The sequence below is a fragment of the Fluctibacter corallii genome (genome assembly GCF_025751585.1).
In the GTDB taxonomy this organism is placed as follows: domain Bacteria; phylum Pseudomonadota; class Gammaproteobacteria; order Enterobacterales; family Alteromonadaceae; genus Fluctibacter_A; species Fluctibacter_A corallii.
The window spans coordinates 308,119-333,721 of sequence record NZ_JAOWKX010000003.1 but is presented as its reverse complement, the minus strand read 5'-3'; the positions used below and the strand labels follow the sequence as shown (position 1 = coordinate 333,721).

Here is a 25,603-nt window from a genome sequence, read left to right as displayed (position 1 = left end):
CAGGCATCAAGCTCACAACTCTTTTGAATCGATGGGCTACGAGATGTCGCTGAGTAATTTGGAACTATCTATGAATAAGCGCACCATCGCAGCTCTACGCTCAGTAGGCTTGGCAATGCTCCTTGGCATGCCAATCGCTGCCTCGTCAGTTTCTGCAGAAGAAAAAAAGCAAGAAGAATGGGATGTCTTAAACCCTCCTTATCCTCTTAATTCAACCACCATCAAAACAGATGAACTCACTTGGTCTAGCCTTGATGTTACACCTAATGGTAAAAACATTGTTTTTGATGCATTGGGCGACATTTTTACAGTAGATATTAAAGGGGGCAACGCCACCCCACTCACACAAGATTTTGCTTGGAACATTCATCCAGCCGTAAGCCCAGATGGCAGCAAAATTGCGTTTATTTCAGATAGAGGCGGTGTATCTAACGTTTGGGTTATGAACATTGATGGCAGCAATCTGCGCCAAGTCACAAAAGAAAAAAACAACATTATTCACTCTCCAAAATGGAGCCCAGATGGCGAATACATTGTTGCGACGAAAGGCATCATGTCTTCTCGCAGTATTCCTGCGGGAGAAATTTGGCTTTATCACCACAGCGGTGGAGATGGTATCGCGCTTAAGACGCGTGTAAACGGTAAAAAAGATCAAAAAAATATTGCTGATCCGGCTTTCTCACCTGACGGCAAATATGTTTACTTTACGCAAGACATCAGTTCTGGTAGAAGATTCAGCTACAATCGCGATCCGCTAAAATCTATATTTGCCATTACCCGATATGATTTAGAAAAAGGCGAAGAAGAACGCTTTGTGTCTGGTACAGGGGGTGCAATTGTTCCTACGCCCTCTCCAGATGGTAAATATCTGGCATTTGTACGCCGCGTTAAAAATAAGACAGCGCTATTTATCAAAAACTTAAGTAATGGTGAAGAGCAGCCTCTTTATCTTGATCTTGAGAGAGATATGCAAGAAGGCTTTGGCTCTGAAGGTTATTTTGCTTATTTTGATTGGACACCTGATAGCAAGCATATTGTATTTTGGACCAAAGGTAAGCTACACAAAATCGCAGCCAATACGTCAACAAAACTGGCCAAAGCAGAGACCATTCCTGTTCGACTTGAAACTGAAATGAAATACGCCGACGCCGTGCGTAACGATGTTGATGTTGCCCCTGAAGAGTTTGATGTAAAAATGATTCGCTGGGCACAAAAGTCGCCAGATGGAAAGCGTATCGTGTTCCAAGCGCTGGGTAAACTGTACGTTAAAAATGTTAAAAGCGGTGATGTAGAGCGTCTAACCAGACAAAACGACCACGACGAATATTATCCGCGCTTTTCTAATGATGGGAAAAAGATCGTTTACACCACATGGAACGATCAAGACTTAGGTAGCGTTCGTGTAGTGTCTGCACGTGGTGGAAAAGGCGATGTCATTACACAAAATCCGGGTCACTTTATTGAGCCAAGCTTTTCAACAGACGGTAAAAAGATTGTATATAGAAAAGTAACTGGCGGGTACTTACTCAGCCCTACATGGTCAATTGAACCTGGAATTTACATTACCGATATCAAAGGTAAGCAGCACAAGCGAGTAGCCAAATCAGGCTGGGGGGCACACTTCTCTGGCGACAACGATCGTGTGTATTTCACCACGACTGTATCTGGTAAGCCATTTACAGAAACACAATTGGTCAGTGTTGACTTAAATGGTGAAGATCAACGTGAGCACGTCTACGGTGCAGATAAAATAAGCGAATACAGACTTTCTCACGACGGAAAGTGGATTGCATTTGTACACCAGTACAATGCCTATATTGCACGTTACAAGGAAATGGGAAAAACCCTCGATTTAGGTCCTACAGCATCTAACATTCCAGTGACAAAAATTTCATCTCGCGCTGGCGAATACTTGAACTGGAGCGCAGACAATCAGACCGTCAGCTGGTATCACGGACCGTATCTATACGAGCGTAACGTGCATGATGCGTTTTCGTTTGTAGAAGGGGCACCAGAGTCGTTGCCAGAGCCGGTATCTGAAGGTATTAACCTGTCTTTCACACAAAAAGCAGATTCTCCTACAGGTTACAAGGCACTAATTGGTGGAACGATTGTTACCATGCGCGACGCAGACAACACAAAAGAAGTCATCGAAAATGGCGTTGTCTTGATTAAAGGCAATAAAATTGAAGCCGTTGGTTCTGTAGACGATGTCACCGTTCCTGATGAGGCGTTGAAAATCAACGCGAAAGGCAAAACCATTATTCCAGGACTCATTGATACGCATGCTCATGGCGCGCAGGGAAGTTACGAGATAATCCCTCAGCAAAACTGGAGTCAGTACTCCAATCTTGCATTTGGTGTCACCACCATTCATGACCCTTCGAATGATACAACAGAAATATTCTCCGCAGCTGAGTTACAAAAAGCGGGCAAAATTGTTGCGCCACGTATTTTCTCAACCGGAACCATTCTTTACGGTGCAGAGGCATTAGGTTACAAAGCTATTATTAATAGCTACGAAGATGCTTTCTTTCATGTGCAACGCTTAAAAGATGTCGGTGCTATTTCTGTAAAAAGCTACAACCAACCTCGTCGTGACCAGCGTCAACAAGTGCTTAAAGCAGCACGAGAGCTGGGCATGATGGTTGTGCCTGAAGGTGGTGGTAAATATCATCAAAACATTACTATGTTAGTTGATGGCCACACAGGACTTGAGCATTCATTACCTATCGCCAAAGGCTACGATGATTTAACCCAATTGTGGTCTTCTACACAATTTGGTTACACGCCAACTTTTGTGGTGTCTTATGGCGGCATGATGGGTGAAGAATATTGGTATGATAAAACGGAAGTGTGGAAAAACGAACGCCTACTTCGTTATACGCCGCACTTTTTGCTAGATGAGCGTGCAATTAGGCGTCCTACTGCACCTGAAAATCAGTATAACCACGTGCGTGTAGCCGAATACGCGAAAACCTTACGCGATAATGGCGTTGGCGTTCATATTGGTGCACACGGCCAGCGAGAAGGTTTGGCAGCTCACTGGGAGCTTTGGATAATGAATCAAGGTGGCTTCAGTGCATGGGAAGCACTTAGAGGAGGCACCATTGATGGCGCGAAGCACCTTGGCATGGATAAACAAATCGGCAGTATTGAAGCAGGCAAGATTGCGGATCTCGTAGTGATTGACGGAAATGTTCTTGATAATCTGCGCCGTAGTGAATTTGTTGAATACACTGTCCTTAACGGCCGCATTTATGAAGCCGCTACCATGAACGAGGTAGGCAGTAAAACCAAGCGTAAGCCGTTTTTCTTTGAACAGCATAATCAGGTATTTATGCCTGAAGAAACCAAACAAGCGGTTGAAGCCAAAGCAGAGCGACATCACTGGGTACACTAGTTTTCCGGATAAAAGCGATGAACAGCGCACAGGCCATAAGCATATGCTTATCCGGTCTGTGCGTATTTAACAGCGACAATTGACGTTTTAGTGCAATACCTAAATTAGCACTTTGGCGCTACTTAAAAATGGGAGTTGCACATCACCAAACTATTGCAAGAGAGTGAGGCAACCATTTTAGTAGAAACAAACAGTTCTAAAGTGTATAACTGGGTTCAATGAGAAAGTAACAGTAATACGGCTTAAATTAACTCATAGTCACAAACCTAAAATAATGCGGCAGGTAACCTTGTGTCTGATGCCAAAACTATCATTTCACCCGCCATTGCAGTAAGAGATCTCACATTTTCTTACAACGCGAAACAGTCAGATATCGTAATTGATATCCCTCAGTGGCACGTTAAGAACGCAGAAAAGGTTTTTCTTTATGGACCGTCTGGATCAGGAAAAAGCACTTTATTGAATTTAATATGCGGTACACTCGATGCATCAACTGGACATATACTGATAGATAACAGCGATCTAACACAAATGTCATCTCGCGAAAAAGATCGTTTTCGCGCAAAACACATAGGCGTGATTTTTCAACAATTTAATTTAATTCCTTATTTGAGTGTTCAGGACAATATTGCACTCGCTCAATATTTTAATACGGACCCTAACCAACCACTGCGCCCTTTTTTAGAGCAGGCATTTGAGACCCTCCACTTGCCAATGTCGATTTTATCCAGCCCAGCTTCAGAGTTGAGTGTCGGGCAGCAACAACGAGTCGCAATCGCAAGAGCACTCTTAAATAAACCCGATATTATCATCGCCGATGAACCGACCTCATCCTTAGATGAAACAAGTCAGACCCGCTTTATGTCGATGCTATTTAACAGTATTGAAGAGCAGAACAGTACGCTGATATTTGTTAGCCACGACCACCGATTAGCCGAACGCTTTGATCGCGTTGTTTCTCTGTCTGACATTAACAAAGTAAAAGGCAATATTGATGCTTTTTAAACTCGCCTTTCAGAGCCTTCTTAGTCGAAAATACACGGTGCTTCTCACTGTTTTCACTTTAGTTATCAGTATTGCTATGCTGTTTAGCGTCAATCACCTTCGTACTCAAGCCAAAGCTAGCTTTGAAAGAAATATTTCTGGTGTCGATTTGATTTTAAGCAGTCGAGATGGCGATATCTCTATTTTATTGGGCTCGGTTTTTCATCTCACGCCGTTACAAGGAAGTGTCAAATGGTCTACCTACCAACACTTTAATGCGCATCCTCTGGTTAGTTGGGCCGTCCCCTTTACCCTAGGAGATTCTCATAAAGGGTTTACCGTAGTAGGAACATCAGCATCTTACTTTGAGCACTTTCAGTTTGGTAACCGTGAAGCGTTATCATTTCATGAGGGTCAACCATTTAGCTATCAATCTGAAGCAGTCTTGGGTCATAAGGTCGCGAAGCAGCTTGGGTACACATTACATCAAAACATCGTTATTTCGCATGGTACTGGCTCGGTTAGCTTTTCTCATCATAGCGATCACCCTGTCAACGTAGTCGGCATTCTCAATCCAACGGGAACGCCTGTTGATGAAAGTATTTATGTATCGTTAGCAACGATTGAAGCTATGCACCCTGCTGCAACGCAGGTAACAACGGCGTTATCTCGAATCGGACGTAAAACAAATACATCCTCATCGAAAACAGCATCACAATCTCACCATGATCACGAACATGAACATGAACATGAACATGAACATGAACATGAACATGAACATGAACATCAAGCGGAACAGGTTACTGAACATCATGCAACCACGCCGACAAAAATAAGTGGTATTTTCTTGGGACTCGCCACTCCCATCGCGACACTTCGCCTGCAAAATGAAGTAAATCAGTTCGAACATGACGCGGTGGAAGCCATTATTCCTGGTGTAGCGTTAAATCAGTTGTGGCAATTAGTGGCGACGGGGGAAGCTATCTTGTTAGTGATTTCTGGCATTATTCTTATCTCTTCGCTATTTGGCATGGCGACTATGTTGTTAGCTTCAATGAAAGAGCGTCAGCGTGAACTGGCGATTCTTCGAGCGCTAGGAGCTGGCCCAAAAACCCTTTTTATCATGCTCCAATTAGAAGCGTGTTTACTATCGATATTCAGCATCATTGTCGCGTATGCCTTAGTACAAGGTATCTTAGTGGCTGTTACACCATTGGTTGCCACCCATTTCGGTCTATATTTATCCCCAGTCATCGCTATCACAGATATTGTATTGATGGGTGCTATCGTATTGGGTATGACCGCACTGATTGCCATTTTACCCTCAATAAGTGCTTACAATCAGGCCCTGCATACCAGTTTATCTAAACGATGATAGAAAAGTTCGGTAGCCATAGCAGGGTTTCCTTTTCTATACTTGAACAATACTTTGCAGAAAATGTAATTTAATGATGACCAAACGTTTATTACTGATCCTATTCATATTCACTTTCGCCACCGCGCAAGCGCAAGAAGAACAAGCAGCAGAAAAGCCCAAGCCGCTCGACCCTGAGTACATGGGCGAACATAAAATGGTGTTAGTAAATAATGGTTCAAATTTATTAGCGTATTTTCTGCCTACCTATGAAAAGCCCAATAATGCGCAGCTTGTTTATTCGATTTCATCAAAAACCAATGCCGTCACGCATTTAGTTCGAGATGCAGATTTAGTTACAGCAAAGTCTTCCGCATTCAATTTACAGCGACTTCACCGCGCCGAAGAAGAAGTACCTGCGACGATGAAAGTGTATATGGGTAGCATTGATGACGGGGGAATGCCCATATACGAAGAAGTGGATGTTATTTTTGAAGAGCAAATGTATTTTCGTCCCTTTGAATCTTTAGCTTCTTCCAGTGTAAAACGGGTTTATGATGAAATACCCTTAAAGGGTGATGCACGTATATTGATACATCAAATTCAATCAAGCCCAAGTTATGATCATTTGGTATTAGTGTATGAAAATCAAGGATGTATGACGCAATTTGTTTCATCTTCCCCAATACCGCCCGAAGGTGAAATTTTAAATCGATTTGTACATTGTGGTTCAATGAAACCGCTGTATTATGACACGCAGCGTCTTCAATAATCGTCAGTATCAATGTAGTAAGGATAGTCAATGAGTAAGCCTAGTCTCGAAGCGTCGTTTGACACACTAAAGCAAACCATTCCACTGTTACTTAAACACAGTATTCCTGCGATCCCAACAAATTACGCGCTGTGGTACACCTATGTTAATAACGACTCTCCCGAACTCAACGCAGAATTAGACAATGCTGTCGCCGACAATCAACCGTTATCAGAATTAAAGTCACAAGAGCTCTATCGCACGCATCTAGCAGACAAGCAAGAAGTGAGCATTTGGGATTTGCGTCAGTCGCTGGAAGGGATGCTCATTGAACTTAATCAATCAATGAAAGACACGCGTTCTGATACCAGCGAATATAAAACGGTGATGGATCGTTGTATTGATGATTTAAATAAAGTCGAGCAAGAAGGCTGGACGATAGAAGAGGTCATGGGATTGGTACGAAACATGGTCACTGAAGCCCAGACAATTCGGCAAAGCACGATCAGTTTCAATAGCGCACTATCTAGTGCAGAGAAAGAGATTGAGCGGCTCAGAGAGCAACTCAAAGAAAGCCAGCAAGAAGCGCTTTATGATGCGCTAACGGGGTTATGTAATCGACGTTATTTTGATTCAGAGATCGAAAGCAAGATCGCAATGGATCGCATATCGCTTATGCTGATCGATATTGATCATTTTAAAGTGATCAATGACACCCATGGACACCAAATGGGAGATTTAGTGTTAAAAGCCGTCGCGAGAAAACTGCAATCGGGTTGTCGGGACAACGCGCAGGTATTTCGTTACGGCGGTGAAGAATTCGCGTTGATAATGCCAAACGCCGATCTGCCCATTGCGCGTCGCGTTGCTGAAAGCCTGAGAAAAAGTGTCGAAAAAATTGCGGTAAAGAATAGACGCACAGGTGAAACCCTCGGTGACATCACCGTTTCCATCGGTGTTGCCCAAAAAGAAGAAAACGAAGCTCACCCAGAACTGATCGAACGCGCAGATAAGTTATTGTATCAAGCAAAAAAACTCGGACGAAATCGGGTGATGCCCATCACTTAATTGGACGACGTTTTTAAGAATTCCCCATTCAACTGTTTTTTATAAACGACTCGCACATAAAGCCACCATTCTTAGTGAAATGAACTACACTTTATCGTTCATTTTTTAATCACAAATAAGTTGCAAGATGGTGTTCAGGGAGTATTTTTCTCCGATTTATGGCAAGAATGCAACATCATAAAAGGGTCATATTTTAAGTTGTTGATTTATAAGGAAAAGGAAAAATGTAACCAGCGCCGATTTTTTGTATAATGCCGCGCAATTTTTTATCAGAACCAATGAGTGAAGCAATGGCAGATTTATCTCTTTACAGAAACATTGGTATTTTCGCCCACGTAGACGCGGGTAAAACTACCACTACAGAACGAATTTTGAAGCTTACCGGTAAAATCCATAAAACTGGTGAAGTACACGATGGTGAGTCAACGACTGACTTCATGGAACAGGAAGCAGAGCGTGGTATTACTATCCAGTCAGCTGCTGTTACCTGTGAGTGGAACAAACACCGCTTGAACGTAATTGACACTCCTGGACACGTTGACTTCACAGTTGAAGTTTATCGTTCACTTAAAGTACTAGACGGCGGTATCGGTGTATTCTGTGGTTCTGGTGGTGTTGAACCACAGTCAGAAACTAACTGGCGTTATGCTAACGAATCAGAAGTATCTCGTATTATCTTCGTAAACAAGCTAGACCGTATGGGTGCTGACTTCTACCGTGTTGTAGAGCAGGTCAAGAAAGTACTAGGCGCAACGCCGCTAGTAATGACGCTTCCAATCGGTATTGAAGATGATTTCGTAGGTGTTGTAGATGTATTGACTAAGAAAGCGTACATCTGGGATGAGAGTGGTCTTCCAGAAAACTACGAAATCACTGATGTGCCTGCAGACATGGTAGACAAAGTAAACGAATACCATGAAATGCTGATCGAAACTGCGGTTGAGCAAGATGACGATCTAATGATGGCATACATGGACGGTGAAGAGCCTTCTTTGGAAGACATCAAGCGTTGTATCCGTAAAGGTACACGTGACCTTGCATTCTTCCCAACATTCTGTGGTTCTGCGTTTAAGAACAAAGGTGTTCAGCTAGTACTTGACGCTGTTGTTGATTACTTGCCTTCGCCTACTGAAGTTGATCCTCAGCCTCTAACTGACGAAGAAGGTAACGAAACTGGTGAGCACGCTATCGTTTCTGCCGATGAGCCTCTACGCGCTCTAGCATTCAAAATCATGGACGACCGTTTCGGCGCCCTGACTTTCGTACGTATTTACTCTGGTAAATTGAAGAAAGGTGACACCATCCTTAACTCTGCGACAGGTAAAACTGAGCGTGTTGGCCGTATGGTTGAGATGCAAGCAGATGAGCGTAATGAATTAAACTCTGCGCAAGCGGGTGACATCATCGCGATTGTAGGTATGAAGAACGTACAGACAGGTCACACACTATGTGATCCTAACAACCCATGTACGCTTGAAGCAATGGTTTTCCCTGAGCCGGTAATCTCTATCGCGGTTGCACCTAAAGACAAAGGTTCAACTGAGAAGATGGGTATTGCTATCGGTAAGATGGTTGCAGAAGATCCATCGTTCCGTGTAGAAACTGACGAAGACTCTGGTGAAACTATCCTTAAAGGGATGGGTGAACTTCACCTAGATATCAAAGTAGACATTCTTAAGCGTACTTACGGCGTTGAGCTAGAAGTAGGTAAGCCTCAGGTTGCATACCGTGAAACAATCACGCAACAAGTTGAAGATAGCTACACGCACAAGAAACAGTCTGGTGGTTCTGGTCAGTTCGGTAAGATCGATTATCGCATCAAGCCAGGTGAGCAAAACTCAGGCTTCACGTTCACCTCTACCGTTGTAGGTGGTAACGTACCGAAAGAATTCTTCCCTGCTATCGAAAAAGGCTTCAAGTCTATGATGCAAGAAGGTGTTCTAGCTGGTTACCCTGTACTTGACGTTGAAGTAGAGCTATTCGACGGTGGATTCCACGCAGTTGACTCATCAGCAGTCGCGTTCGAAATCGCAGCGAAAGGTGCATTCCGTCAGTCAATTCCAAAAGCAGCGCCTCAGCTTCTTGAGCCTGTGATGAAAGTTGACGTGTTCACGCCTGAAGATCACGTTGGTGATGTAATCGGTGACCTTAACCGTCGTCGTGGCATGATCAAAGATCAGGAAGCGGGTGTAACTGGTGTTCGTGTTAAAGCTGACGTTCCTCTTTCAGAAATGTTCGGCTACATCGGTCACTTACGTACTATGACATCGGGTCGTGGTCAGTTCTCAATGGAGTTCAGCCACTATGCACCATGTCCTGCAAACGTAGCAGAAGACGTAATGGCAGAAGCGAAAGCACGTAAAGAAGCGAAGTAATTCGACGCTAACCTGTCTTAAAAAGCCCCGCTCTTGCGGGGCTTTTTGTTATTTCCTCTCCCCTTTTCCCGCATAAATAGTGCCAAATGATTGCCGTTTATTGGTACGCATATCTCAAGAATTCCTTTGTAACTTAAATAACAGCTCCAAAAAAGAAGTCTGTATTCAGGCTGTTCACAATAAAAATGCGCCGCAGACACATCAAATAGTTCCTATACTCTGTTCTGACAATTTGCATAGGCAGTGTGTATGTGGAGATAAACAAAACAATTATTAAGCGAACAGCTCAAGTGGGCTATGCTGCTAAAACCGTATCTTATACCACTTTAGGCTTCCTCATTGTCGCCTCCGCACTCAACATGGTGAGAGCCAGCCCGCCTAGTAAAGACGATGTATTTTTAAAACTGGCTTCGCTCCCTTTTGGAAACGGATTGCTTTTAGCTGTCATATTTGGATTCATTGCCTATGCCATTTGGCGATGGTTACAATGTGCATTAGATTTAGATAATCAAGATGCCGATGGAATAAAGCATTTTATCACGCGTGCCTTTTACCTATTTTCAGGGACGACATACTTCATACTCGCCTATGGCGCGTTTTCTGCCTATTCTCATTCTTCGTCTTCACATCAAGGCTCAAAAGGCGCAATGAAAAGCTACCTTGCGCAGCAACCATTAAGCGACGAGATCTACATGCTAATAGGTGCACTCATTTTATGTTTTGCTGCGATTCAATTTAAGCACGTTTATCAATGTGACTTTCTTGCAAAATTAAATACTGACAATATGAGTGATAACGCAATACGCGCCAGCAAGATAGCAGGAAGGTTCGGATTTGCCGGAAGAGGCATTGTATATACCTTAGTAGGTGTGTTTTTTATTTTAGCTGGGATTCATAGCTCACCCGAACACGCAGGTGGATTGACGATGGCACTCAATACCCTTCTCGCACAGGCATTCGGACAATATCTATTAGCTGCCACAGGATTCTGCTTATTATTATTTGGCGTATTTTGCGGGTTTGAGGCGAGATTTAGAAAAGTAGAATAAGCGAGTCAACCTATCTCCCTTTACTTCGTTATTAAAGACAGAGTCGCATGCAATGAATAGAGGTCTGTCGATGTCGAGTATCACACTCTTTTTAGTCTTTTTCAGTGTATTTTTACTAACCGCTTGCGGGGGTGGAAGTAGCGAAGAGACTACAAATATAAATTCAATATCAGAGCCATCGCCGCCCACATCACAAACAAATAATGCACCCGTTGCCAATGCGGGAGACGATATCTATGCTGCCACGGGACAATCTATTTTATTGCACGGCGGCGCAAGCTACGACACGGACAATGATGATATATGGTACATGTGGCGAGTGATCAGTCAGCCTGATAATTCCTTAGCGATACTGAGTGACGCCAGCATCAGTAATCCGACATTGACACTAGACGTAGATGGTCTCTACACGTTGGGATTAACTGTATTTGATAATGAGCTTACCAGTGAAGAAGATATTATTGTCATTACCGCATCATCTGAAAATAACGCGCCGACGTCTCCAGTTAACATGAACATTACAGATGTGGAATTCCAGCGGCGCTCAGGGCAATGTAGCGATTATGAAGGCATGTATTACGCCAATGTCACAGATATTCAAAGACAGCGCGATTTTACAGGTGATGTGAGTATTCTTGCTGAAGCATCCAAGTGTGCGTTTATATCAAATGAAATCCCAAATCATAACTTCAATGACTACTCAGCGGCATTTGCAACGCAAGTGAGTGAACAAATCGGAAACTATACCGTTGCACGTAATCCTACGTTTGCTTCAACTTCAACCCCCTTAAACCTAACCTTCACCAATGCTATCTTTCTCAATGGCACCACACTCGATTTACTTGCAGCAGCATGTTACGGCGTAGGTAACGAGCCACTCGGTAGAGAAAAAATAGGGTGCGGGCCGGATAACATCGAGCACCCATGGCGTTACGATCCGATGTCGAAATTTAGCGGATTTGGCACTGACCAACACAACGCACACGCCCAACCTGATGGTACTTACCACTACCATGGCAATCCGATGGCCATGTTTGATCAACATTGTGACATAACTGGCGAAGCCTCACCGGTGATAGGTTTCGCAGCTGACGGATTTCCCATATTTGGAAGCTGCTTCAAAGATCCCATCACTGGAATAGTAAGAAAAGCCACGTCCAGTTTTGTATTGAGGGATAACGGCGGCCCAAGGCAGACAGTAAACGGTTATCAAACCCCTCAAGGCGGTGTTGGCGAGGTCGCAAGTAGTCTCTATGATGGGCAGTTTACCGGAGACTACGTCTACCAATCGGGAGCAGGCGATCTTGACGAGTGCAATGGTATGCGCATTGATGGTCAATATGGCTATTATATTACCGATGCCTACCCATGGGTAATGCACTGTTTCAAAGGAACACCAGACGCCAGTTTCTATCGTCAAGGTCAAGCACTGGAAAACCGTATGCACAGCCACGACGAGGGTACTGTGCATAGTCATTGACTTAATGCGCCACTATCACGCTTTGCCCAGCGGCCATAACATTAGTAGGAAAAAGCAACATCATTGAGGCGATACTTTCCACCCTGCGCTTTTCCCCAATCGGGAAACAGCAATACCAGATGTAGCCGACTGAGGTTCACACCAGCATTATGTAACTGACTGAGGGAGAAACGATAGGTTTGCCATTGGCCCACTATTGGTTGTATGCCATCTAGATTGTCAGAGAGCAATACCTCAGCAAAACTGCCGTCTCGACCTTCGAGTTTGAGTCTCCACTGCGCACTCTGATCATGTGGTTGAGTCAGAATATTAACGGAGAAAGTTAAGTATCCTGTCATTATCCCACTAAGATCATGAGGTACAGAGGCTTGAAGCCCGGAGACCGTTGGCGATGGCCCATAGAAATCCACCTCAATACTTTGTCCACGTTGCTCATCGATAACGTCAGATACCGATGCGTTATTACAACAATCCCACCCCTGCCAATACGCAGCATAGCCTTGCTGATAAATGTAGGTCGGTGACTCGACAGGTACAACCGTCACGGGGTTATTCGTATCATCGCCATCACTGACCAGTTTGACATTGTCAATTTGCATCACCACACCCTGTTGATTTCCCCAGGAAGGGAAAATAACCAAAGGTGTATCCACGTTAGTCAAATCCAAGGTCGAACCTGAGTTAGACAACAAATCAGACAAAGGAATCGTGTACTGTGTCCAAGTATTGATAGGTGGGGAGGTAATAGATATATCACCAGAACCACAAGGGTGACCACAATCCATCTTAATCACATAGCCGCGGTCCGCGCGAGGATCCTCAAGTACATTTAAATCAAATTGAACGGCATCAAAGTGGCTAATGTCATATTTTAACGTGCTTAATGTGTCATCTAGCATCGTCTGGAAATAGACAACAGACTCATCGGTGTTAAACCGCAACTCTTTCACCTTGCCGCGCTGGCTATCACTGCTATGCACATCTGCTATCTGTACCGAGCCACTCGCCACATAGCTTCCGACGTCAAACGGCGCAATGTCTTGATCAATGTAAATATTAACGTGATCTTTCTCAGTAACTGCATATTCCCAACGTAAATTGTCAATCTGAATACGCATTGGAGATAAGGGTTCAATGACGAAGGCATTTACCACACTGTCTAACGATGCTTGATGACCGTTTGATAGCCGATTTCCAGCGGCTTCTAGCTCTGACAGCGGCAAAGACACCGAAGACCATTCCTCACCAAGCATTAACGTCAGTAAATGGTCGCTGACATTGGGCCAGCCACTGTCTATTTTCACCAAAGCGCTCGATTCCCCACTCTGGCTATCGATCATTCGAATATCAAAGCGAAGTACGCCATTTTCGCGCCAGTGAGACAAGTTAAGAACATTCGGTAACTGCACATACACATTGCCTACGCTTCCAGTCTGATCGATATGTAACACACCTCCTCGTTCAGGCACTGTGGCAATGGAGGTAGAGATGGTGCCATCTGGATTATAGGTACTGAGTGATGTATCCACATTCAGCGCATTATCAAATAACATCAATTGATGCTGCTCCGCCAACGGCTTATCGGAGGGAAGTGGCGGTGGCTGATACCCCTGAACCAGCGTGGCACCGTCGTCAACCGTTGCACAGCCCTGTCCATTTTCACTGTTGATGCTACACCGATATACCCGCACATAATCGATTTGTAACGCTTGCGGAAACACACTTTCATCAATGCCAGTTTCATTGACATTGCCAGCCCATGCGCCACCAACGGCTAAATTCAGTAGCATGTGAAAACGCTGATTATACGGCGCATCCTCTGAGCCAGTTTGCCAAACACCGTTCGCATCCTGAAATTGGCTATACCACTGTTCACTGCGCTGGGTGGCGTAATGAACCCCATTTACATACCAGCGAATTTCGTCTTTTTCCCATTCCAGTGCGTAAACATGGAAACCATCTGCGGGATTCTCGTTGTTGGGTAGCCTGTAGTGTAGGCCAGAATGTACATTCTCTGGCCACGCGCGCCCATAGTGCAAGGTGCCATAAACCCGATTTTCTGGCGTTATATTATCCGTATCTGGCGCATCACTGGCTGTTTTAAGGTTCACAGCTTCGACGATATCAATTTCGCCAGAAGCCGCCCAACCACCGTAAACGTAGTCTGTTGGCAACATCCAAATCGCTGGCCAGGTTCCTTGTCCGTATGGCATCTTTGCGCGAATCTCAAAACGACCATACTGCCAATCTCCCTTGTGCATCGAGCGTAACCTTGCCGATGTGTAGGGCAACGTGGCTACCGCCGTACCAGAACCATCTGGCGCAGCAGGACCAGTATAGGTTTCACGGTGAGCCACAATGTTTAGCAAGCCATTTTCCAGATAAGCATTTTTATCGCGAGCGGTATAGCATTGCTGCTCATTATTTCCCCCTCCCCAGCAATTCTCTTCAAAAGACCATTTAGTCAGATCAATGTTCTCACCGTTGAACTCATCCTGCCAAACTAGCTCCCAGGAATCATTGTCAATATATTGATATAAGGCTGCCTGATAGCTCAGGCGCTTGCGAGCAAGCAAAAACGCTAGTTGGTGATTCAAGGTTTGTCCCGCCACCAGTTGTTGAGTATCCAAAGCAATATAGGGCGAACCTTGCGCAGTTTCCCCTTCAAAGTTAAGTAATGGCATGCTGGCGTCCGAGATGACCAAACGGAAGGGTCCATTTAACGAGGTATCGGTTAGATTTTTTATGCTAACCGATGACACTATCTGTTTGTTTACGCGGTCGAATACGCCACTTGATTGCACGATCTCTACACGCGTGTCTAGAGGCTGCCATTCACCAAACGCATATCTACTAAACAAGATAGTCATAAAGAAAATTGAAACAAGAAGCCGCATATTAATCACTCCGTTTTGAGAGAAGAAAACGCGCAAAGACAAGGCCGCTTAACAGCAAGATTCCCATACATGAGGGCGCAGAAATTTGCCTAAACGGCGTAAGGGAGACATTGTCAATACGTAAAGTAGAGCCTGAAAAATCAGACAGCCCGTTAACATCGGTCCCAATCAATAGTTGAATATCTAAATACCAATTAGAACTTACAGCAAACAGGGGCGACAACCAAAAAGCAATATCATAACTACGCGCACCATTGATTTCGGTTGGCGCAAGTAAAAAGCCAGCATTACCACTCCCATCCATCAAATGGCCTTGACCATCATTGATGGCCACAAAGAACATATCAGCAATAAATCCAGCATCACTTTGTGTCGATGCACTGAGAGCGTCCAATTCCATGCGCAAGAGAAACCCTGTATCAGGCGCAGAGGTAAAGTGAAGCGACTGATACAACGTATTCGCGAAGAACACATCAGTGTCATCGTAATCAGCGCGTATTTGTGCAGCGCAATTGCCATTTTGATTCACCATCGAAAAGTCGGCATCGCTGCCAACGTTACCGTCGGTATCAGTCTGCCAGCCTAAAAACTGACAGTTGGCAAAGTCTCCATTTGTGATCATATTCGCTTCAACACGCGCGAAGCTGCTGATCACCACCATCATGATAACTACGAGAATGTGTCCCATTACCCCTCCTATTATGCGTTTTGGCGCTCAAATAGGCGTGGATAACCCACCTCTCCCAACAAACAGAAAGCGCTTACATTTATTGTTAAAGATTCGACCTGAATGGCTAAATCCAAGATTAATAAAAATGTAAGCGCTTACAACAATTAAATCAAATAATTTAACATATATTTTACATCAAACAGGCCGGTTACGGCTGAAACATCTGTTTAGCTTGCTGATATAAAGGTAGAACCAGCGGGTGATTGAGCTTACGTTCAGGTGAAATAAAATAGAAGCTTTCAGTGAGTTCATCTGTATGGCCGATAACATCAACCTGATACTGCTCAACGACATGATCTTCAATAGATGTAGGCGTACAAAAAACACCATAACCTTCTTGTCCAAAAAGTTTTAATAACGCACTATCATCACACTCCGCCACAATACGAGGGTGAATACCCAATTTATCAAACCAAGAGAGTAGCGCCATTTTTTGGCTGGCTTTATCGCCTGGAATTAAAAATGGGGCGTTATCAAGGCATTGAGGAAACTCGCCTTTAAGATGGTTAGAAATGGTGTTAGATGCATAAAATGTGAGACCACTTTCCCCTATTTTGTGACAGTAGGCTTTGACGTGAGAAGACGGCAAAATAGACGAATCTGACAACAACACATCTAAACGGTTAAGGGCCAATCCCGTCAGCAGTGCATCCATGTCCCCTTCTTTACAGCTTAAATGAATCGCCTCGTCTGAATCTAGACAGGTTTTTAACAGATCTAATGCAAGAATTTTTGGCACCGCATCCGTGACACCAATACAGAAGCGTCCTTTTTCCGTAAGGTTGCCTTCATTAACGTTGTACAGCAACTCATTACCTAAGCTAAATATGTCTTGTGCATAGCTATATACAAAGTGGCCTTGCTTACTCAATGTCAGGCGTTTTCCATTGCGCTCAAACAATGACAATCCCATGTAGTCTTCCAGCGTTTTAATTTGTGCGCTGACGGTCTGCGGCGTCAAATTTAGAATTTTACATGCCGACACGATACTGCCTTCTTTGGCCGTCACATAAAAATAGTAGAGATGATGGTAATTCAACTGCATGCGTCACGTCCTATTCAGATTTTTTCTGATAAACGTACAGTTTATTCCACATTTACAAAATTGCTACTACTCTTTATAAATATCCTAACAATCATGGAGAAGCACACTGGTGACTAAACTACCTTTTAACTTGAGTCAGGATGCCGCAAGCGGTGTCGTCTTAGTAGGCGCAGCGCTACTCGCAATGTTATTTGCGAATACGCCATTGTCTGTTTTATACACAGACTTCTTGGAAATTCCAGTTGTCATTAAATTCGGCGGATTCGAAATAGCAAAACCCTTATTACTCTGGATAAACGACGGCTTAATGGCCGTGTTTTTCTTTATGATTGGGCTAGAAATAAAACGTGAACTCATGGAGGGGCATTTATCATCACCCTCTCAAGTGATTCTTCCGGGCATTGCTGCGGTTGCAGGTATTGTATTTCCCGCCCTCGTGTATGCATACTTCAACCAACATGACCCCATCGCAATAAAAGGGTGGGCTATCCCGAGTGCCACAGACATTGCCTTTGCTCTTGGGGTGTTTGCGTTATTCGGTAAATCATTACCCACCACACTCAAATTGTTTCTGCTCAGCGTAGCTATATTTGATGACATCGGTGCCATAATTATTATTGCTATATTCTATTCTCAGGATTTATCGACACTCTCACTCACCATTGCGTTGTGTGGTTTGGTCATCTTATTCATTCTAAACCAAATGAATATGCGCCGTCAGGCCATGTATATTCTCGTCGGTGTCGTTGTGTGGGCGGCAGTGCTTAAATCCGGCGTTCATGCCACCCTTGCCGGTTTTGCTTTGGCTTGGTTTATTCCACTTAAACTGCAAAACGAGGATGGCCACGCCATGCTGCCACATTTAGAGCACAAGCTTCACCCGTGGGTTGCATTTTTCATCCTACCTATTTTTGCCTTTGCAAATGCGGGTGTATCTCTAGCAGGCGCTGAACTCGATCTGCTGTTTAATTCTGTAACACTTGGTATTGCGCTTGGTCTATTCCTAGGTAAACAAGTCGGTATCTTCAGTGCCTGTTGGTTAGCTGTAAAAATGCGTATCGCACCGCTACCTAAGGGTACCAATTTTACACAGTTATATGGTGTCACTCTGCTGTGTGGTATTGGTTTTACCATGAGTTTATTTATCGGCACTTTGGCCTTCGCCAACCAAGATCTCGCTTATCAGCTGAACGTTAAAGTCGGCGTATTAGCAGGGTCGATTATGTCTGCTATTCTCGGGGCAGCCGTACTGTACTTTAGCAGCAGACAATCAGCCACGAATCAACACCTTAGTAGGAATGCGTAACAATGAAAAACATCACTGTCGCTGGGGCATGTGTTCTTGCCTCTATCGGATTCACAGTACCTTTTGCAGCACAAGCAGAATCCCATCATGCGGATCTTCTCAAAGCGTGCAAGCAAGACGTGGAAGCACATACGAATGCGTGCCACATATATATTCGTGGCTTTTTGGAAGGTGCCGTTCTCACCGACTATGCCGTCATTGAGGGTATTGCAAAAGAACAAGGGTTCACCTCCGCATTTGCTGAGCGAGCATTTAGAACACGTGTTGGCGATAAAGCGCGTGCTAAACCCCCCACTTACTACGCACAGTTTTGTTTACCCAATGAAGGTGTGTCTCAACCCGTTGTCGAAACAATTGGTAAAAATCTAGCAGAAAACTTGAACAACAATGAAGGCATAGATACGCAAACGTACAATGCGATTAAGCGAACGTATCCCTGTGACTAGCTGCCAATAAATCGATTTCAGGTATAAACCTATATGCGCGTGATTGTAGAAACGTCAGAAGAGGAGTCTGAACATGAAATTAAGCAAACGGCAACTGCGATAGCAACGGAACAATTAGCACGTGCCAGAGAGTTCATTGAAGAAGTGCGTTGTCGCGTGATACAGCCAACTGTCTCGGGTGATTCAACATCTACTCACTGCGAATGCAAGTTAGTGCTCACATCAGGTGCACATATTGTTACGTCAGGCGTGGGAGAAAACACTCAAGAGGCGGTAAATGACGCTATTAAGCAAAATAAGAATGCACTCAACGCACTATTGAAACGGCGCTATATAAGGAAATTACCATAGTAGAACAGTAGGCGCTTTCACTGCCGCATATCGATGCGGCGCAGAGCTGACACATGCACAAGTAACAGGTTAATGATTTTATTGATTACTCAGAGGTGTTTATGAAAATTAGTCACGTACTCATCCCGCTCGCCCTCAGGCAAGATATTGATGAGCGCCATGATCTGGTATTGCGACTTGCATCACGCGAGGGGGCGACTGTCACACTGTTGCATGTCATTGAGGATCTTGTTCAAGATCCACAGGTCGCCATTCCCGAAAGCTGTGCCGATTTACTCGAGTGGATAAAAGAAGAGCAACAGAAAAGGCTGGAGCAAATTGCACTCAGGGTCAAGCATCAGTTTCAGGGCGTGAAAATTGCCACGAAGGTATTAGTAGGGCGGGCTTTTGAACATATCATTTATACTGCCAGCGATCTGAAAACCGACCTCATCGTGATTGACGCGCAGCGGGGTTTCCACAGCTTAAAAAACAGTTATGGCAGCACCACAAAGCATCTGATGAGAAAATCTCCTATCCCCGTGTGGACATTATCAGAAAATGCAAAATCTGAGATCCCAAAAATCGCCGTGGCGTTAGATGTCAATGTGGATTCCGAAGATGCGCACCAACTTAATAATCAGTTAATAAAATGTGCAGCCCGTATTGCGCAAGCCCAAGAGACGTCGGTGACGTTACTACATTGCTGGGAATTGTATGGCGAATCTTATCTGCGCAACTGGGAGCGCCGTGATGAATTGGATATCGCGGTGGAAATGGAAAAGGAACGCGAACGCAGAAAAGCCATGTGTGAAGACGCAGTCAACAAGGCCAAAGACGTCTCTGTAGACGTGAACATTCAGCTACTGCATGGCAACGCCACCGATCAACTGACCCTTTATGCTGAAAAAGAACAATTAGACTTAATGGTGATGGGAACAGTCTGCCGTACAGGCATTGCCGGCTTCTTGATTGGCAACACCGCAGAAAGTGTTCTCGATCGGCTATCTTGCTCGGTTCTCACACTTAAGCCTGATAACTTCAAATCGCCAATCCTATAGGGGAAAAGTATGAAAGCCAACACCGATGACCCGCTAATTGCCAAGCTATATACTTCAGTACGTTTTATGGTGCGTATACTTGCCGTGATGATGGCCTTTGTCATTGTTATGGGGGTTGTGGATGTTGGTTGGACCATTTATCAGAAACTGATTACACCTCCGATGTTTATACTTACCATATCAGACATGCTGGCATCCTTTGGTGCATTCATGGCAGTATTAATCGCGATTGAAATTCTAATAAACATCACGATTTATCTTCGGGAAGATGTGATTCATGTCAAAATTGTTATGGCAACCGCGCTTATGGCAATAGCACGTAAAGTCATTGTTCTCGACTTTACTGAAGTATCACCCGAATACGTATACGGTATTGGTGTCGTAGTCATAGCTATGAGTATTGGTTACTGGTTGATTCACAACTTACCGAAAGATAGTCACGCAGATTAATTTGAGGAAAGACGTTGTTAAACAAACTGGATCTGAGCACGTTCAGAGGAGATTTAACGGGCGGTATAACTGCAGCTGTGGTAGCACTTCCCATGGCACTGACGTTTGGGGTGGCATCAGGCGCGGGCGCTGAAGCGGGTTTGTATGGCGCCATTATCATTGGGCTTTTCGCCGCATTGTTTGGTGGCACGCCTACACTCATATCTGAACCCACAGGCCCAATGACTGTCGTTATGACGGCGGTTATCACCACGATGATGGCGAAAAACCCCGAAAATGGCATGGCAATGGCATTTACCGTGGTTATGGTTGCTGGGGCATTTCAAATGCTGATGGGCGCATTAAAGCTCGGGCGTTACATTACACTCATGCCCTATAGTGTAATATCGGGCTTTATGTCTGGCATCGGTCTGATATTGATTATTATTCAAATCGGCCCAATGTTAGGGCAATCTGCACCATCAGGCGGTGCGGTCAGTACGATTACGTCTTTACCCGATCTTATCTCAGCCATCAGCACCACAGAGTTAGGCTTGGCATTAATCGCATTGGCTATTCTATTTTTCTACCCAAAACAATTAAAGCGCTACCTCCCTCCTCAACTCTTCGCGCTAATCTTGCTTTCAATTGTGTCGGTCATTCTATTTGATAGCGATGAGCTAAGACGCATCGGTGAAATTAATGTGGGTATTCCTTCCGTGAATTTACCGTACTTTACACCTGAGCAAGTGACTGAAATCATTCTCGATGGCATCGTATTAGGCATGCTTGGCTGCATTGATTCCATGCTCACGTCGGTGATTGCAGATAACCTAACCCGCACAGAGCACAACTCAAATAAAGAATTAGTTGGGCAAGGCATAGGTAATATCGTGTCAGGTTTGTTAGGCGGTTTACCTGGAGCAGGTGCCACAATGGGTACCGTAGTGAATATCCAAGCGGGCGGGCGAACCCATTTATCAGGTGTCATTCGGGCTCTCATACTCATTGTTGTGGTTTATGGCTTGGCCTTCCTGATTGCCCACATACCACTTGCAGTGCTTGCCGCCATCGCGGTGAAAGTAGGAGTAGATATTCTTGATTGGAGCTTTATAAAACGCGCACACCGCATTTCGTGGCAAACAACCGGTATCATGTATGCCGTCATGTTTTTAACCGTAACGGTAGACCTGATTGTTGCGGTCGGAGCAGGTATTTTTGTGGCGAACATTATCATTATTGAGAAATTACGTATCGCCCAACAAGACAACATTAAAGCCATCAGTGACGTAGACGATGCCACGCCGCTAAGCCGCGAAGAACGTAAGCTACTTAATGCCAGTAACGGCCAAATTCTTTTGGTTTACCTTAGTGGCCCGATGATATTTGCGATGTCAAAAACGCTGTCAAAACAATCATCATCAATTAAAAAACAACGGTTTGTTATATTGGATTTAAGCGACGTTCCGATGATGGATGACACCATGCTTCTGGCAATAGAAAACACCATTAACGATTTGAAGGGCAAAAATAAAGAAATTTATTTAGTCGTCAACGACCAATCGTTAAAAGATAAGCTCGAACGCATAGGCACAATAGAACTGATTGGTGCAAGCGCTATTGTTGAAACCAGAAAAGCCGCATTAGAATCTGCGAACCTATTGCTAACAAAGTCTACGGATGCCCCACCACTGGAAGCGAGCGTCTCACAGTAAAGCGCCATCTTCCCTCCTACCGCTCAATTACATTCGTAAACAGTTAAGAGGGAAAACAGCATTATCGGGACAATAAGCTGTTTTCCCTTTCGATGTTTAAATCGGTGAACCCGGCGGAAGCGGCTTCACATCAAGATGAAGTTTCCACTCACCCGTTGTAAAGTACCAATCTAAATACTGTTTAATGCTTTGGTAATGAACGCCTTCTTTCTTTTCACTCGCTTGTCTGAACTGTTGAAGCGTTGACAGAATCACGCCTTTGACTTCTGGCGCGAGCGCTTTTTTGTTTAAGCTAACCACCAGTTCATTAAGAATCACGTAAGCGATACGATGCTGAAGCTGACTGTCATCCTGTTCTATATTGTTATCTATCAGTGTAAACAATCTAGACAAAATAAACTCCAATTGGGATGAAGACTGTCTGGCAACACGATTCAGTCGCTCAGGCACCATCAGCAATGACAGCGTATAATGGGCTGACGATTCAGCCGCAGATATTGGATCAAACACCATCCCCATTCTGCCTTTAAAGCTCTCGCGATTAAGGGCATCGCCATACACTTTAGGTACAATCAGAGATTCAATTTGAGTGGGAACAGTTAAAAACGCCTCGTTCAATGTTGCCAACATCGCATCAAGCGCAGCGCTTTGAATCTCAACAGGCACGGGTTCGGCCCCTTTCGGTTCAGTGCTACGCTGTTTCATTTCGTATTCGTAAGCTACGCCACCAATCAGTTTAGCGACGGCTTCTAATTGATAACGATGCAAATAATAAATGGGTACCAAACGCTCTTGCAATGAAGACAACGCTTCCCCTTCAGGCTGAGACGCCAAGCCAAATGATGACAGTGCAGTTTGTCTAACATTTACGATGTTCTCAAAACCTGCAATCGGATCTGCCCCGTTATCCCACAAATGTCCGCTAGGGTTAGCAGCAAACTTTGGCCGAGCATCAGCATCTGATTGATAGCGTAAACCCACATTTTTCGCTTTCATCACCTGCTTCATCAATGCCAACTGTTCATTCACTTCTGGCGCAAAATCTTGGTACCCGTAGGCGATCACATGCTTGTCCCACTCACCAATACCAGCGTCGTAAGCCTCACTCAGCTCAATGGCACCGTTTTTCACTGACAACTGTGGATGCGGATAATCCATCACCGAAGCACGATTATTTTCACTCGCGGCAAAGTTATGCGCAATCCCTAAGGTGTGGCCAACTTCGTGGGCAGACAGCTGCTTGATGCGTGCCAATGCCATGTTTAACTGCGCGGAGGTGTCTGCGTCTTTTGTATTGAACGGGCTAGTCAGTCCAAGCGCAATCAGGTAATCCTGCCTGACGCGAAGTGAGCCTAAGGTCACGTGGCCTTTAATGATTTCACCCGTGCGGGGATCAATCACTGAACTGCCGTATGACCACCCCCGCGTAGCACGATGCACCCACTGGATGACGTTATATCGAACATCCATCGGATCAGCGTCTTCGGGCAAGGTTTTCACTTGGAAAGCATTTTTGTACCCAATTTGACGAAATGCGTCGTTCCACCATAGCGCACCTTCTTTCAGGGCACTTTTCACAGGTTCGGGGATCCCAGGATCTAAATAGTAAACAATGGGCTTAACGGCCTCACTGACCTCTGCATGAGGATCTTGCTTTACCAGACGGTGTCTAGGGATAAACCGTTGTTCCATGTCTTCGGTGATAGGCGCTGAATAGTCCATATGGCTGACTTTCCAGAATCCAGAATACGGATGGAACACTCTTGGCTGATAATCATCATCGGGCAGGCGAATAAATGAGTGGTGCAAGTGTACACTGATATGAGACGACGTAGCCGCGGCCTGAATAACGTATTCTCCGGCGTCTTTACCACTAAAGGTCACAAGTGCTTCAAGCTCTGTGTTATCGGGGAAGCTCTTCAAACGCGGCAAATACACACCACTTAACGAAGGCGCGAGGGAGAAATGCCCTTGCTCAGTGTCAGATAAGCGGTTACTTATTCCGTGAATGTCAGACAAAAGAAACGGCGTATAATCAATCACCACGCTATCGTCGTCTTTGGCAACAATAGTAAAGCCAGCAATCACAGCATCGGCAAAGGCTTCGTTTACGCTTGCTTTCTCTGCGGCATTACTGCTACTGGCTCGATACTGAGTATTATGCTGCTTTAACAACACTTTATTCCCAAAGCGTTCAAACGACACTAACCGTGTATCGCCAAGCTGACCACGATCCAGTCCGATATCATTTGAACCAACACCAAAAGGCAAACTGCTCTGAAATAAAAACGGCTCAGATAGCGTATCGATATCTACGTACACTTTGTCTGTTTGCTCATCGTAATAAAGGGTATAGAACCCCTCTTTTGCCAGCATGTGTTGAGTGAAATCAGCCACCGAAGGCACGTCTGCTACAGCAAAGCGGGGCATCCACATCGACCACAAAACAAAGACACTTAAGGCTAGAATTCGCATTCCGCTCTCTCCCTGAAATTTCATTCTTTTTATTGTTTAAAAACAGTCCATTATCGTGAAGGAAACCCGCCCCTCGGTCAATGCTAAAAGCCGAAGACAGCTTCAATCAAATAAGTAAAACAGAACCCGTCCATAAGCACCAATAACAGTATTTAAAGAAGCACATCGCAACGTAGGCAGACGACAGTGATTCGAATTCTCACAAACTATGCCCGTAAATCCTTATTCGACTCCATCACCACATGCGTGCTTATCGTCGCCACTTGCGGCAACGTACCCAACACATCGGTATGAAAGCGTTTATAAGCCACCAAATCCGTCGTTTCCACTCGTAAAATATACTCAAATGAGCCAGTTACATTGTGACATTCAATGACCTCTTCTGCGAGCGTGATGGCTTGCTCAAACGCCTCCTGCGAACGCTTAGTATGTTCCCCTAGCCCCACAGTGACGTAGGCAGTAAAACCAATCCCCAACTTTTTGAGATCGACGCTAGCACGATATCCACAGATCACGCCCTGTCGCTCCAACTCCTGCACACGCCGTAAACAGGCAGACGGTGATAAACCCACTCGCTGGGACAACTCGGTATTCGCAATACGGCCATCCTTTTGCAAAATACGCAATATTTCGTCGTTATACTTGTCACTTTTCATTAATTATTGCCTAAATATCCAAAATCAAGTTCATATTAACAACCATTAT

19 protein-coding genes are annotated in these 25,603 nt (G+C 44.6%); 14 read left to right on the top strand and 5 right to left on the bottom strand.

What is annotated here, in order from left to right:
- Window positions 1-115: 115 nt before the first annotated feature.
- The 8 genes from OE749_RS07610 to OE749_RS07575 all read left to right on the top strand — a co-directional run bounded on the left by OE749_RS07610 (window position 116) and on the right by OE749_RS07575 (window position 12,464).
- Window positions 116-3,403 (top strand): amidohydrolase family protein, encoded by a 3,288-nt coding sequence (locus OE749_RS07610; RefSeq protein ID WP_263712007.1) that lies wholly within the window; start codon window positions 116-118, stop codon window positions 3,401-3,403.
- A 291-nt stretch (window positions 3,404-3,694) separates the two neighbouring features.
- Entirely contained in the window at window positions 3,695-4,408 is a 714-nt protein-coding gene (locus OE749_RS07605) for an ABC transporter ATP-binding protein (protein WP_263711838.1), read from the top strand.
- Entirely contained in the window at window positions 4,398-5,762 is a 1,365-nt protein-coding gene (locus tag OE749_RS07600) for an ABC transporter permease (protein ID WP_263711837.1), read from the top strand. Before OE749_RS07605 ends, OE749_RS07600 begins: the two co-directional genes overlap by 11 nt.
- A 73-nt stretch (window positions 5,763-5,835) precedes the next feature.
- Window positions 5,836-6,513, top strand: a complete 678-nt coding sequence (locus OE749_RS07595; protein WP_263711836.1) for a hypothetical protein — start codon at window positions 5,836-5,838, stop codon at window positions 6,511-6,513.
- Window positions 6,514-6,543: 30 nt separating this feature from the next.
- The gene (locus tag OE749_RS07590) at window positions 6,544-7,560 is read left to right on the top strand and encodes a GGDEF domain-containing protein (RefSeq protein WP_263711835.1); all 1,017 of its coding nucleotides are present in this window, start codon (window positions 6,544-6,546) and stop codon (window positions 7,558-7,560) included.
- A gap of 290 nt (window positions 7,561-7,850) precedes the next feature.
- Window positions 7,851-9,935: an elongation factor G gene (gene fusA, locus OE749_RS07585; protein WP_263711834.1), complete on the top strand. Its 2,085-nt coding sequence runs from the start codon at window positions 7,851-7,853 to the stop codon at window positions 9,933-9,935.
- A 251-nt stretch (window positions 9,936-10,186) separates the two neighbouring features.
- Window positions 10,187-10,984, top strand: coding sequence for a DUF1206 domain-containing protein (locus tag OE749_RS07580; protein ID WP_263711833.1), 798 nt, complete (start codon window positions 10,187-10,189; stop codon window positions 10,982-10,984).
- A gap of 52 nt (window positions 10,985-11,036) precedes the next feature.
- Window positions 11,037-12,464, top strand: a complete 1,428-nt coding sequence (locus OE749_RS07575) for a YHYH protein (RefSeq protein WP_263711832.1) — start codon at window positions 11,037-11,039, stop codon at window positions 12,462-12,464.
- A 41-nt stretch (window positions 12,465-12,505) separates the two neighbouring features.
- On the opposite strand, the gene OE749_RS07570 is transcribed toward OE749_RS07575, so the two are convergent.
- The 3 genes from OE749_RS07570 to nhaR all read right to left on the bottom strand — a co-directional run bounded on the left by OE749_RS07570 (window position 12,506) and on the right by nhaR (window position 17,136).
- The gene (locus OE749_RS07570; protein ID WP_263711831.1) at window positions 12,506-15,361 is read right to left on the bottom strand and encodes a glycoside hydrolase family 16 protein; all 2,856 of its coding nucleotides are present in this window, start codon (window positions 15,359-15,361) and stop codon (window positions 12,506-12,508) included.
- Between the two features lies 1 nt (window position 15,362).
- The gene (locus OE749_RS07565; RefSeq protein WP_263711830.1) at window positions 15,363-16,049 is read right to left on the bottom strand and encodes a hypothetical protein; all 687 of its coding nucleotides are present in this window, start codon (window positions 16,047-16,049) and stop codon (window positions 15,363-15,365) included.
- A gap of 190 nt (window positions 16,050-16,239) precedes the next feature.
- Window positions 16,240-17,136 (bottom strand): transcriptional activator NhaR, encoded by an 897-nt coding sequence (gene nhaR / locus OE749_RS07560; RefSeq protein ID WP_263711829.1) that lies wholly within the window; start codon window positions 17,134-17,136, stop codon window positions 16,240-16,242.
- Window positions 17,137-17,242: 106 nt separating this feature from the next.
- Between nhaR and nhaA the strand changes: the two genes are divergently transcribed.
- The 6 genes from nhaA to OE749_RS07530 all read left to right on the top strand — a co-directional run bounded on the left by nhaA (window position 17,243) and on the right by OE749_RS07530 (window position 22,423).
- On the top strand, window positions 17,243-18,442 hold the full coding sequence (gene nhaA, locus OE749_RS07555) for a Na+/H+ antiporter NhaA (RefSeq protein WP_263712006.1): 1,200 nt from the start codon (window positions 17,243-17,245) through the stop codon (window positions 18,440-18,442).
- Window positions 18,443-18,444: 2 nt separating this feature from the next.
- On the top strand, window positions 18,445-18,888 hold the full coding sequence (locus OE749_RS07550) for a Rap1a/Tai family immunity protein (RefSeq protein ID WP_263711828.1): 444 nt from the start codon (window positions 18,445-18,447) through the stop codon (window positions 18,886-18,888).
- A 33-nt stretch (window positions 18,889-18,921) separates the two neighbouring features.
- A complete protein-coding gene (locus OE749_RS07545) occupies window positions 18,922-19,239 on the top strand; it encodes a hypothetical protein (protein WP_263711827.1) in 318 nt (105 codons plus the stop codon).
- Window positions 19,240-19,340: 101 nt separating this feature from the next.
- Entirely contained in the window at window positions 19,341-20,279 is a 939-nt protein-coding gene (locus OE749_RS07540; RefSeq protein WP_263711826.1) for a universal stress protein, read from the top strand.
- Window positions 20,280-20,288: 9 nt separating this feature from the next.
- Complete coding sequence (locus OE749_RS07535; protein WP_263711825.1) at window positions 20,289-20,729, top strand: phosphate-starvation-inducible PsiE family protein; 441 nt, start codon at window positions 20,289-20,291, stop codon at window positions 20,727-20,729.
- Window positions 20,730-20,743: 14 nt separating this feature from the next.
- Window positions 20,744-22,423: a SulP family inorganic anion transporter gene (locus OE749_RS07530; RefSeq protein ID WP_263711824.1), complete on the top strand. Its 1,680-nt coding sequence runs from the start codon at window positions 20,744-20,746 to the stop codon at window positions 22,421-22,423.
- A 96-nt stretch (window positions 22,424-22,519) separates the two neighbouring features.
- On the opposite strand, the gene OE749_RS07525 is transcribed toward OE749_RS07530, so the two are convergent.
- Window positions 22,520-24,898: a zinc-dependent metalloprotease gene (locus tag OE749_RS07525; RefSeq protein WP_263711823.1), complete on the bottom strand. Its 2,379-nt coding sequence runs from the start codon at window positions 24,896-24,898 to the stop codon at window positions 22,520-22,522.
- A 206-nt stretch (window positions 24,899-25,104) separates the two neighbouring features.
- Complete coding sequence (locus tag OE749_RS07520) at window positions 25,105-25,554, bottom strand: Lrp/AsnC family transcriptional regulator (protein ID WP_263711822.1); 450 nt, start codon at window positions 25,552-25,554, stop codon at window positions 25,105-25,107.
- Window positions 25,555-25,603 lie beyond the last annotated feature (49 nt).

Bases quoted from the DNA above. Each gene is read 5' to 3' on its own strand.
- OE749_RS07545 (WP_263711827.1), top strand. From the start codon at position 18,922: ATGCGCGTGATTGTAGAAACGTCAGAAGAGGAGTCTGAACATGAAATT.
- OE749_RS07600 (WP_263711837.1), top strand. From the start codon at position 4,398: ATGCTTTTTAAACTCGCCTTTCAGAGCCTTCTTAGTCGAAAATACACG.
- OE749_RS07590 (WP_263711835.1), top strand. From the start codon at position 6,544: ATGAGTAAGCCTAGTCTCGAAGCGTCGTTTGACACACTAAAGCAAACC.
- OE749_RS07570 (WP_263711831.1), bottom strand. From the start codon at position 15,361: ATGCGGCTTCTTGTTTCAATTTTCTTTATGACTATCTTGTTTAGTAGA.
- OE749_RS07610 (WP_263712007.1), top strand. From the start codon at position 116: ATGCTCCTTGGCATGCCAATCGCTGCCTCGTCAGTTTCTGCAGAAGAA.
- OE749_RS07565 (WP_263711830.1), bottom strand. From the start codon at position 16,049: ATGGGACACATTCTCGTAGTTATCATGATGGTGGTGATCAGCAGCTTC.
- OE749_RS07535 (WP_263711825.1), top strand. From the start codon at position 20,289: ATGAAAGCCAACACCGATGACCCGCTAATTGCCAAGCTATATACTTCA.
- OE749_RS07595 (WP_263711836.1), top strand. From the start codon at position 5,836: ATGATGACCAAACGTTTATTACTGATCCTATTCATATTCACTTTCGCC.
- nhaR (WP_263711829.1), bottom strand. From the start codon at position 17,136: ATGCAGTTGAATTACCATCATCTCTACTATTTTTATGTGACGGCCAAA.
- fusA (WP_263711834.1), top strand. From the start codon at position 7,851: ATGGCAGATTTATCTCTTTACAGAAACATTGGTATTTTCGCCCACGTA.
- OE749_RS07550 (WP_263711828.1), top strand. From the start codon at position 18,445: ATGAAAAACATCACTGTCGCTGGGGCATGTGTTCTTGCCTCTATCGGA.
- OE749_RS07540 (WP_263711826.1), top strand. From the start codon at position 19,341: ATGAAAATTAGTCACGTACTCATCCCGCTCGCCCTCAGGCAAGATATT.
- OE749_RS07520 (WP_263711822.1), bottom strand. From the start codon at position 25,554: ATGAAAAGTGACAAGTATAACGACGAAATATTGCGTATTTTGCAAAAG.
- OE749_RS07575 (WP_263711832.1), top strand. From the start codon at position 11,037: ATGAATAGAGGTCTGTCGATGTCGAGTATCACACTCTTTTTAGTCTTT.
- OE749_RS07525 (WP_263711823.1), bottom strand. From the start codon at position 24,898: ATGCGAATTCTAGCCTTAAGTGTCTTTGTTTTGTGGTCGATGTGGATG.